Origin of the sequence: Sulfuricurvum sp., from assembly GCF_049305995.1 — a bacterium.
Lineage (GTDB): Bacteria > Campylobacterota > Campylobacteria > Campylobacterales > Sulfurimonadaceae > Sulfuricurvum.
This window is the reverse complement of the sequence record NZ_JBAQPS010000287.1, coordinates 1-11,284: the sequence shown is the minus strand read 5'-3', so window position 1 is coordinate 11,284 and position 11,284 is coordinate 1. Positions and strand designations below refer to the sequence as shown.

The following is an 11,284-nucleotide window of genomic DNA, read 5'->3' as shown; positions in this document are numbered from 1 at the left end:
ACCTTGAGATTGAAGCTCTTCAATACACGCTTTAAGCTGTGGAATTGAAGCAGAAATATTTGGAAGTTTAATAATGTTACCATCGGGTTGTGTAGCGATAACGCCTAACCGTGCGAGATTATCAGGGATGCGTTGCGCATCACTCATACGTTCCGGGAATGTTGCGATAACGCGACCTGCAAGTGAAATATCACTTGTAACAACTTCTACGCCTGCGGCTTGTGTGAATGCATTTACGATTGGAAGTAGCGAATATGTCGCTAGTGCCGGTGCTTCGTCAATTACTGACCAAATGATTTTTGCCATCAGGTTCTCCTGTCATTTTTTTTATAAAAGTATCATAACACTTACCAGAAGAATTTTTCTATTTGCTGGTGCAATAAAAGTAAAAACTTCTTTATGTGTTTCATTTTGTAGCATTTATGATGTTTTTATGGTGTGTAGAAAAGTAACTACTATAAATATGGTCACCATTTTTACCACGAACAAAATAGAGGTAATCGGTACTCTTAGGATTGATCGCGGCATGGATGGCATTTTTACTGACATTACATACAGGATACAGTGGTAGACCTTTGTTTTTATACGTATTATAGGGAGTTCTATCGGTTCGTATTCGACGTGCCGTCACTTTTTGATGGGAGTATTCACCGTAATTTAGGGTTCCGTCCATCTGTAGACGCATCCCTTTTTTTAGTCGATTATCAATGACAGAGCTCACAACCGGCATATCCGATACGGAAGCGGCCTCTTTTTGGATAACAGATGCTTTTGTTACTATTTGTAACCATTTTTCTTTATCATACGACTTCTTATACTCATTTGCCCAGCCTTGCATTGTCTCATCTGATTCATTTAATAGATGGATAATAAGTTCCTCTTCGCTGATCTCATTAGGGATACTGTAGGTATCTGGTACAAAACTCCCCTCACGATAGGGAGCATGTTTATCGTATGCCCTCTGTAATAGATTCATATCTAAAGAGAGTTCATCACTCAACTGACGCAAAAATATAGTTGTAGTCTCTCCAGGGATCAATGTAATAGCACGAGTAGCTGCTTTAGCCGTTGTTAATTTATACAAAAACTCGATACGGCTCGTTTTTTCGACTTTTAGATCAATCCACCCTTGTTGAGGCTGACCAATCAAACGGAGGATAAATGCATCGATTTTATAGAGGTTTACCCCTTCATCTTGGAGGTGTGATATACTTTTAAAGACGGAACCTTGCGGTATATAGACGATTTTTGGTGATGTGACGGTAGAGAATAGGTAGGTCATGAAAGAGACAATTATCACCAATATTATCCCTAAAACCCATAGATACATTCTTTTCGGTTTATTTTTTACTTTTTTTCTTGGCTTTTTCACGTTTATCGCTTTGTTGGAAGGTATTCATTTCGATCATTTGAGCTTTAATGGATTCAAAATTGAGAAATTATATCTCAAATGGGAAAATGCTCTACTGATTCGTGCCGAAAAAGTTGATCTAAGCGCATTACAAAGTGACAATCTCCCTTTAAACCTCAAGCCTTTAGGGAAACTTCCCCCTTTGATTCGCCATACCCAACGTTGGGTCAAGCAGATCGATATTAATACTATTCAATATAATTCGATAAAACTCTCATTACAGTATCATAAAAACTCTCCCGGCATAATCACGTTGTTTGATGGAAACAGCTCATACAATGGTATTTTTACACTTAATGAAAATTTTTTTAACCTCTCATTGCTTCATGGTGCTATCAATAGTGCAAAAATTAGCGGTAATCTAAGTGTAGAACTTCCGCAACAACGGTTAAATATGAATATTAGACTCAATCTTCCTCAAACACCTACACTTTTCATTAACGCATCCGGTAATACTGATTCTTTGATGTTTACTCTTCATATCAATGAACCCCTACGCAGTGTACAATCGATTATTGAATTTTTAAATATTGACCCTGAAATTCGACCTTGGATTACCCAATATGCAAAAGCTTCATTAATCAAACTTCAACGCTTTGAAGGGAAATTTCATTATAACAATCCTGAAGAACTTTTGAACGCTTTACATGCTGAAGCAACTATAAAAAATGGAGAATATACTTTTGCAATGGGATTTGAACCCATTTATGCTCCTCAAATTAACTTAATCTTTAGACAAGGTAAACTCGAAATTATTCCTTATAATGGAAGATTCTACAATCTCCCTACTGAAGCTAGTCGCCTTCGCATAGATTTTACAACTCCTCATAGTGAATTGGATATCCATTTAGAAACGAAGCATGCTGTATTAAATGAACCTATTTTAAAACTTTTACGTTTTTATGATATTGATATACCCATTCAACAAACATCCGGTATATGTGACGTAGATCTTGATTTGAATATCAACCTTCATGACTTAAAAACAACAGCAAAAGGGATATTTCGTCCTTCTTCCACTGAGCTTTTAATTCATTCGATACCGCTATATTCAGATGGTGGGATTGTGAAACTGAATAACGCAGAAGTACGTTTCGAAAACTTTACTGCTCATTATGGTGATGATGTTGCCCATGCCAAAGTGAATGGTGAATATGATACAAAAACGAGATATGGCTCTGTTCGCATTGAAGCATATGATGTTGCTCCTCTTTCTAATAAAACTTTTTTACATCTTTCGAATCCCAAATCCCCTTTACATTTGACGTATTTTATCTCTCCGAAAGGTGATTTTATTCAGGTTATGCCATCAACATGGGATTTAATGGGAGAAAGACTTGTTATTGAAAAATTTCAAGCTCCTTTTAATTATAGTAAAATAACGAGCTCAATACAGTCGGTTCCTTTTTCTCTTTCAAATACCGTTTATGGAAAAGTAAGTGCACTTTTTGACGGTACTAAAAAACAAACAGATATACAAATTACTCTTAATAGTTTTAAACTAGGAGAAATACAACTCAGTCATACTCCATTGACGCTTGATATTCATAAAGATAATAATCTTACAACCCTGCACAGTACGCAAAGTTCAGCATGGAGTATTCATCAGCTTCCTCTCTTGTTATCACCTTTTAGTGCATCGATAAAAAAAGATCAAATTACGTTTGAACCGATAGAAGCTATTTTAGGAGATTTACTCAAAGGACACTTTAGTGGACAATATTCATTAGCTACCTTAAAAGGGAATATACGAATTAATTCTATGATGCCAATCAGTCCAAAACTTTCTCCTATGATTGATACTCAAGAGTCATTGCAACTTTTATTGGATACCTCTGGTCAAGAAATTATTTTAGATGCTGATTCTCTCAAAACAAAATTTTCCACTATTCCCAATGGATGGAAAATTACACTTGATGATATTTCTTTACTCTCCAAACATTCACCTATTTTACGTCGATATCATATTAATAAGGGAAATTTAAATCTTTATTACACGCCAAAAAGTTCTCGCTATACTTTTGATGGTCTTATCCATTATCCGTATCCCTTAATGATCATTAATGCAAAACCGATTTCAAAGTATCACTTTAGCGGAACCTATCAGGAGAATCAAAGCTCGATTCGTGTTAATGATCGTATTATCATCAATCGATATGCGGATAAGATTGATATAAAAACAAAAAATATGGGAATTAACCTCCCTCAATTATTAGAACTTTTATCAATACAACGTCAAAAAAATACTACAACGATAAAAAATGAAGAGATAGAACTACCTCTTTATCTTCATGCTGATAATACTTATCTTTATCTTACTAAAGAACGAAGAATCCTTTCAGATCGTATGGAAGCTTTGCTCAATAATGAAAATTTAGAGGTATCGTTACATCATATGAATGGAATTGCTAAACTTAAAATATATCATGAGCTATTTCACATTGATGGCAAAGGATTTAATGATAAGTTTATGGAACATCTTTTTGCACTGAGTGATTTTAGTGAAGGAGAATTTTCTTTTCAAGCCAAAGGAGAAGCAGAAGCATTTGAGGGAGTCATGCGCGTTGAGCATACTATTTTAAAAGATTATAAAGTGCTCAATAATATTTTGGCCTTTATCAATACAGTTCCCTCATTAGCTACATTTTCATTGCCAAATTACAATACAAAAGGATTACCTGTTCGTGAAGGGTATGCCCATTTTTCTTACTCCGGAGGGGTAATAAAAGTTGATAATTTCACTTTAAATTCTCCAGAAATGAAAATATTAGGAGAAGGATATGCTGATATGAAATCCAACACTTTAAATGGAACATTAACACTCAAAACGGATCTCGGTTCCAGTTTAGGAAAATTGCCTATGCTAGGCTATATTCTATTTGGTGATGATGGATCAATATCGACGAATCTGACACTAAGTGGAAAATTTGATAATCCAATAGTAGAAACAGCCATTGCGCAAGAGATTGTCACTGCACCGTTTAACATTTTAAAAAGAACAGTAGCATATCCATTTTTATGGATAGGAGAAGATAAAAAGAAAAAATAATAATAGTATATTTGTTGTGATTATTTTAAGACTTTTAATAGATAATATGTTTTCTATGCAAAAGCATATAAATTTTTAAAATAAGAGTTGTCATTTGAAGCATTTCAAAATAGTATCTGTTTTATTGATAATTACCTTTGGTTTTAGTGGATGTGATACTTCCAAAAATTCCACGGAAACATACCAACCAAAAGGTGTTCAAAAAGAGTATAAAAATTATGTATTTGGAATTAACGCTTTTTTAGACGCTAAGGAAATGTTTATAGCATATCGCCCGATTTTAAATTATTTAGAAGAGAATATCGATGGTGTGAAGTTTGATCTTGTCACATCCAAAGATTTTCTAGAACATGAAAAAAGAGTTCGAAACGGTGAATTTCATTTTGTCCTTTCTAACCCATATCAAAGTATTATAGGGTTTGATCATCATTATTTTCCGATTGCTAAGATGAAAAATGACACAATTTTTAAGGGGATACTGATTGCACGTAAAGATGCACATATCAGTAGCTTCCAGCAGCTGAAGGAGCAAAAAATAGCTTTTTCCGCTCCGAGTGCATTGGCTGGAGCCATCATGCCAAAATACTACCTTTGGGAACACGGTATCAGTGTCCACAATGACATGATCCCGTATTATGTGGGATCGCATTTTTCTGCTATATTTAATACCTACACAAAAGATACTTATATTACCGCTACATGGCCTCCAGCTTGGAATAAATGGAAAAAGGAAAATCCTTTAAAAGCAGAAGAGTTAGAGATTGTATGGGAAACACCGCCGTTATTAAACAATGCTCTATCTGTTCGATCCGATGTTGACCCGATGATTGCTCAAAAGGTTGCCGCACTTTTGATTAATTTAAATGCTACCCAAGAAGGATGTGCATTACTGGAACACGCAAATATGGATGGGTTTGAAAAGGCAGATATGAAAACATTTGAGCCGGTCAAGTCGTTTATCCGAAAATATGAATCTGCCTTAGGGATAATACAATGAGTTTTTTTAGGACGATACGCGGTCGATTGTTGGTCAATATTTTTTTAATTCATGCCATATTGATCGGATTTGTAATTTATGATCTTATTGAGAGCCAGTACCGTGAAATGGAAAAACAGCTCTCAAGTAATGGAAAATCGCTCGCGGTATTATTGGGATCAAACGCTGCATTGCCACTCCAAAATAACGATATCTCGATGCTTAAAAATTTAATCGACGATATCCATCAGATTCCGGATGTTTCCATGGTATTTATCACGGATACATCCGGTCGAGTACGTGCATCGTATCCGGAAAAGTATTTAAATGAGACATTGGTCGATGATGAAAGCAAAAAAATCTGTTTAGAGTTAAAAAAAACTCAGAATGATATCTATCAAATCAAACATAACGATGTAATAGATACAGTAAAAGTGATCCGCTTAGATGGGCAAATCATAGGTTATTGCCGTGTTATACTTAGTGATGCTACATTGTCAGAAACACTGTCAAATCTTATTAAAAAAGGTGCAGTATATGCAATAGCGGCTATTGTATTAGGGATGTTATTGGCATGGTTAGTGATACGAACTATGACGTTGCGTTTCAGTGTATTATCTGATGCGGCTAAACAAATGGCAAATAAAAATTTTGATGTTCAACTGCCGTCAAAACAATATGACGATGAGATTGGAATAATGGAAGAGGGATTTGCCTCTATGAACCGATCGTTGCAGGAGTATATATCTGATTTGTCTAAAATTGGATTGGTTCGTTTAGAGACAAGCCAGAAATATCAACAAGCACTTTTAGAATGGTCAAAACTTGATTTCGAAAATGTGCAATCTTCTATCCAAAAAGCGACTGAAATTTCTGCACAAACATTGAGCGTTACTCGAGTAAGTTTTTGGCGGATGATACCAGATGGATCAATGATTGTGTGTGATGATCTTTATGATACCCAAACCGGTGAACATACGAATGGAGTAATTTTACATGGAGATAATTTTCCATCCTATTTTGCCGCATTACAAAGAGGGGTGTTAATTATCGCTAATGATGCTCAAAATGATCCGATGACCTTAGAATTTAATGAATTATATCTTAAACCAATGAATATAGTATCAATGCTCGATATACCTATCGTCCGTCAAGGAAAAGTAATAGGGGTTGTTTGTTATGAGCAAGTCGATGTATTGCATCAGTGGCAACCTGATGAACAGGATTTTGCAATGGCGATGGCTAGTACTATGTCACTGGCATTGGAGATGGAGCGTCGTCAATCGTTGGAAGAGCATTTGGATTATCGCGCCAATCATGATATTTTGACAGAGTTGCCGAATCGGAGACTTTTTTTAGATCGTTTGGAGCAAGCGATCAAACATTCAGAACGCTATCAACGGCATGTGGCGATCTTATTTATCGATTTAGACCGTTTTAAAGAGATTAACGATTCATTGGGGCATCTCGTCGGCGATCAAGTGTTGATTCATGTTGCTAATTTGATGCAGAGCCAATTACGAAACGTGGATACGATTTCACGGTTGGGTGGTGATGAATTTTGTCTCATGGTTGATTATCTCGACGATGCACAGTTTGTTAGCAATATTGCCGAAAAATTGGTTCAAATGATGCAGATACCGATTTGTATTGATCAACACGAGTTGTACGTGACCTGTAGTATCGGTATTAGTATCTACCCATCGGATGGTACTACTCCTGATATGCTGCTGAGAAATGCCGATGCTGCCATGTATAAAGCCAAAAATGAGGGTAGAAATAGCTACCATTTTTACACTCAGGATATGACAATACGGGCGTATGAGCGTGTTGCAATGGAATCGAGCTTACGAAAAGGGCTAGAGAGAAATGAGTTTTGTGTTTTTTATCAGCCGCAATTAGACGGCTACTCTGAAAGATTACTGGGGATGGAAGCATTGATTCGCTGGAATCATCCAGAACGGGGGTTGGTTTTACCGGATCAATTTATCTCTCTTGCGGTTGAAACGGGTTTGATTGTTGCTATGGATCATTTTGTGATGCGCACTGCTATGTTCCAATTTGCTCAATGGTATCGTGAAGGTTTGCAACCAGGAGTACTTTCACTTAACCTGACGATTAAGCAGCTTAAACAAAAAGATTTTATGACTATACTCGAATCACTTCTCCGAGAGACACAATGTTTGAGCGAATGGATTGAATTTGAAGTAAGTGAAAAGGACATGATGAATCATCAAGAAGAGGTGCTTTATATTTTATCTCAAATCACTCACATGGGCATTAGGCTTTCTATCGATGATTTTGGAACTGGATACTCATCATTGGCATATTTAAAACGCTTACCGGTTCATCGGCTGAAGATTGATCAATTGTTTGTACGGGAGGTTCATCAAAATGATGATGATCGTGCAATTACCAAAGCAATCATAGCACTCTCTAAGAGTTTGAATCTTTCAATCATTGCTAAAGGGGTTGAAACATTTGAGCAAAAAGAATTTTTGATCAAAAATGGCTGTTCTCAAATTCAAGGGTATTTTTATGCAAAACCTATGAGTGCACATGATATAGAAGTGAGTAAATTTACATCTAACAAATAAGCTTTTAAAGGATTCGGATGTTAGAAACGATGGAGAAGACACCCCTGTCACCCAAAGATATATTAAAAGAACATCTGCGATCGTATAACCCAGATTACCGTTATTATAAATCCATTTTTCATCTCACGAGTGGGATGATTGCCATTACAGATGGATATCATATTATCGATGCCAATAAAGCATTTGCGGACTATTTTTTGACTTTGAAAATCGATGTTTTTGATCCACAATTTGATTTTTCATCTCAATTACTACGGATTGATAAATATGGATATGTGTATGAAGGATACTTGGAGCGTCCATGGTTTGAACATGTATTATCGGGTGAAAAAGGACATTATAAAGGAGGAATCAGCGGAAAATACGATATTCAGACATTTTCGATTGGATTGACGCGATTGGATGAAGAAGCTTGTGCGTATGTCCTGATTCTCTCCGATGTGACCGATATGATGAGTTACAAATGTATGCTCGAAGAGGGGATACGTTCACGCACGCAGGAAAAAGAGGAGAGTGAACACCGATTTAGACAATATGATACTGCAATCGATGCATCCAACCTTCTCGCTCGATGTGATTTGGATGGGAATATTCTCTATGTTAATGATGCGTTGAGTACGCTATTAGGTTATAGTAGTGATGAACTTGTCAGTTCTAATGTTTCAATATTATTTGAAAGTGACAGTGAAATTATATGCCGCCAAAATACTCGTACTCTCCTAGAAAGCGGTAAAATTTGGAAAGGGGTAATGAAAAATATCGGTAAATACGGTACACATCATTATTTTGCGACTACTATTGTACCGATTACGGATATGAAAGGTTCTTCTGTCGAAATTTTATCGATTCGCCATGATATTACCGAAACAGTGCAAGCTAAAGAAGAAGCACTCCATCTACTTGAAGCAAAAACGAAATTTTTTGATCAAGTATCGCATGAATTACGCACACCACTTAATGCGATTGTCAATTTCACTGATCAAGCACTGGAAACATATGATGAAATCGTGGATGACGATGTAAGTCGTCAGTTGGTTAAACGTTATATCGAACGCACTTATGCGAATGCAGAACATCTGCTGGCTTTAATCAACTCATTGCTTGATATCGCCAAAATAAAATCGGGTAAAACACGATTTGACTTACATCCATATAATGCAGTTACCTTAGCGCGTGAAGCATATGAGAACTGCACCAGTTTGCATAAAAATCCCAATCTGCTTTATACCTTTGAATCTTCTGGATCCAAGATCGATATTATATGTGATAGTGTCAAATTTAAACAAATGCTGATAAATCTGATCTCAAATGCTCTCAAGTTTACCATGGATGGATTTGTGATAGTTAGAGTTGTTTTGGATGGAAAAAAATGTCAGGTAGAAGTAGAGGATTCAGGGATGGGGATTCCATCAGATAAATTAGGATCTATTTTTGAGCCATTTGAACAAGTACGAGATCATGGATTTGGAACGGGGCTTGGACTCAACATCGTACGAGAATATGCACAAGCGATGGGGATGAAAATCGATGTGAGTTCCATAGAAGGAACGGGGAGTACATTTAGGATTTCCATTAACGCCATTCTTTGACCTCAAAGAAAATCTGAGGTAATCACTTCTTTTCGGTAATCCAATAGTAACTTCTTGATAGATTATAACATATGTGACTATTTTGTGATTTTTCTTATCTATGATACTTCTGTTTCGGTAGTAAATTACTAAATTTAATGAAACAGGTAACCTCCAATATGTCAGAGATAAAACTTTTAATCGTCGATGATGTCGAAGACAATCGATTGGTTTTGCATGCCATTTGTCGAAAAATGGAAGGCTTTATTATTCAAGAAGCGTGTGATGGTCTCGAAGCGGTAGCAATGTCTGAATCGTGGCGTCCTCATATCATACTGATGGATGTCATGATGCCAAATTTGGATGGATTTGAAGCATCAAAAATCATCAAAGAGCGTTATCCTGAGACAATTATCATGGTAGTGACGGCCGTAATCGATCCGCATATGGAAGCGAATATGTCTTCCATCGGTGTGGCAGCGTATGTTCATAAACCGATTGATAAAGAGTTGATACGGTTTAAACTTCAAAATTTTGGATCGTTTTTGAGAGGAAAAGAGGGAGAACATACCAAACTTTCATCAAAAGAGGCTTTAAATCCATTTTCGAAGGATGTACGCAGTTTTAGAACCATTTTTGATGTTACTGATGCTGAATCGATGATGGATTTTGGTATTTGGATATTGGAACGATGTGAGGAGCGTCTCCATTCACCGTGTGCTAAAGTTGATCCGATGATTGAGTTGTTTTATGAGTTGATGCGTTCATCATTACGAAGCAATAGTCGTATAGGAATTATTATCGAAGAGAGCTTCGAAGAGATGTTCCTTACGATGCAATTTGATGAACCGGTCATTTTTACAGGGAGAATGAATGATATTTTGGATGATTTGGAAGAGAATTGTATTGTAGGTGAGAATATCATTTGTATCCGCTTGGGGATGAAAGAGCGTTTTCAAAAGGTTGAATCACCTGCTTGTATTTCTGTACCAGAACACCTCACGTCTATGGTTGCAGAACAGGTTGTATTTAATGCTAAACCGATAAAAACCCGACAAATAGATCAAGAAGAGAAAGAACTCCTACGACAGAGTTTTGTGAATAAAACAACCGCCATCGATTATGTTCGAGATATCGGTGGGGATGTCTTGGACGAGATTCAGGATTTAGAGAGTCTAGACGGTGAATGGATAGCGCATCTAGGTGTTTTGGAGAGTACTCCGAGTGTTGAAACTATCCGTATTTTTGTGGACAACGTCCTTGGGGTATATATTCGTGCTATCAATAGTCTCTTAGAATTTACGGCATTGGCATATGCGCTCTCTTCTTTAGGCAGTTTTATGAAAGAGCATTCCGAAACCATTGTGAATGATGGAGAAAAACTAAAAACATTAGTAATGTTAATAGAACATCTAGGTAATGACCTCTCCTCATGGAGAGAACACCTTTTTGGACTTCAAGACGCTGCGGATATCCATTATTTAGACAGTTCATTTTTCAGTTCATGTATGCAGATCGAACAAATTGTTGGAAATACTCAGATTACTACTGACGATGACAACGATCTGGAATTATTTTAACCATATAAGGAGATAACAAAATGGCAAAAAGAGTACTTATCGTCGATGATTCAAGAGCGGTTGTAGCAACAGCTGAACTGGCACTTGACCCTCTTATCAGCAC

Annotated in this window: 7 protein-coding genes; 5 read left to right on the top strand and 2 right to left on the bottom strand. The window is 36.5% G+C overall.

From position 1 onward, the window contains the following. The coding region (locus WA010_RS09870; RefSeq protein WP_422556954.1) for an NADP-dependent isocitrate dehydrogenase at positions 1-306 on the bottom strand (306 nt) is incomplete at its 3' end. 100 nt (positions 307-406) lie between these two features. Further along, positions 407-1,300, bottom strand: coding sequence for an endolytic transglycosylase MltG (mltG, locus tag WA010_RS09865; protein ID WP_422556953.1), 894 nt, complete (start codon positions 1,298-1,300; stop codon positions 407-409). Here mltG and WA010_RS09860 point away from each other — a divergent pair. From WA010_RS09860 to WA010_RS09840, 5 genes are all read left to right on the top strand, one after another. After that, the gene (locus WA010_RS09860; protein ID WP_422556952.1) at positions 1,281-4,460 is read left to right on the top strand and encodes an AsmA-like C-terminal domain-containing protein; all 3,180 of its coding nucleotides are present in this window, start codon (positions 1,281-1,283) and stop codon (positions 4,458-4,460) included. The genes mltG and WA010_RS09860 overlap by 20 nt on opposite strands. A gap of 94 nt (positions 4,461-4,554) precedes the next feature. Next, entirely contained in the window at positions 4,555-5,457 is a 903-nt protein-coding gene (locus WA010_RS09855; RefSeq protein WP_422556951.1) for a phosphate/phosphite/phosphonate ABC transporter substrate-binding protein, read from the top strand. Then, on the top strand, positions 5,454-8,033 hold the full coding sequence (locus WA010_RS09850; protein ID WP_422556950.1) for an EAL domain-containing protein: 2,580 nt from the start codon (positions 5,454-5,456) through the stop codon (positions 8,031-8,033). Before WA010_RS09855 ends, WA010_RS09850 begins: the two co-directional genes overlap by 4 nt. Before the next feature lie 17 nt (positions 8,034-8,050). Next, positions 8,051-9,622, top strand: a complete 1,572-nt coding sequence (locus WA010_RS09845; protein ID WP_422556949.1) for a PAS domain-containing sensor histidine kinase — start codon at positions 8,051-8,053, stop codon at positions 9,620-9,622. A gap of 158 nt (positions 9,623-9,780) precedes the next feature. Then, positions 9,781-11,181 carry a response regulator gene (locus WA010_RS09840; RefSeq protein WP_422556948.1) on the top strand — a complete coding sequence of 467 codons (1,401 nt, stop codon included), beginning with the start codon at positions 9,781-9,783 and terminating at the stop codon, positions 11,179-11,181. Positions 11,182-11,284: the final 103 nt, after the last annotated feature.

What these genes read in the sequence shown, in the direction of transcription:
- WA010_RS09860 (WP_422556952.1), top strand. Translation starts at nt 1,281, where the DNA reads ATGAAAGAGACAATTATCACCAATATTATCCCTAAAACCCATAGATAC.
- WA010_RS09850 (WP_422556950.1), top strand. Translation starts at nt 5,454, where the DNA reads ATGAGTTTTTTTAGGACGATACGCGGTCGATTGTTGGTCAATATTTTT.
- WA010_RS09845 (WP_422556949.1), top strand. Translation starts at nt 8,051, where the DNA reads ATGTTAGAAACGATGGAGAAGACACCCCTGTCACCCAAAGATATATTA.
- WA010_RS09840 (WP_422556948.1), top strand. Translation starts at nt 9,781, where the DNA reads ATGTCAGAGATAAAACTTTTAATCGTCGATGATGTCGAAGACAATCGA.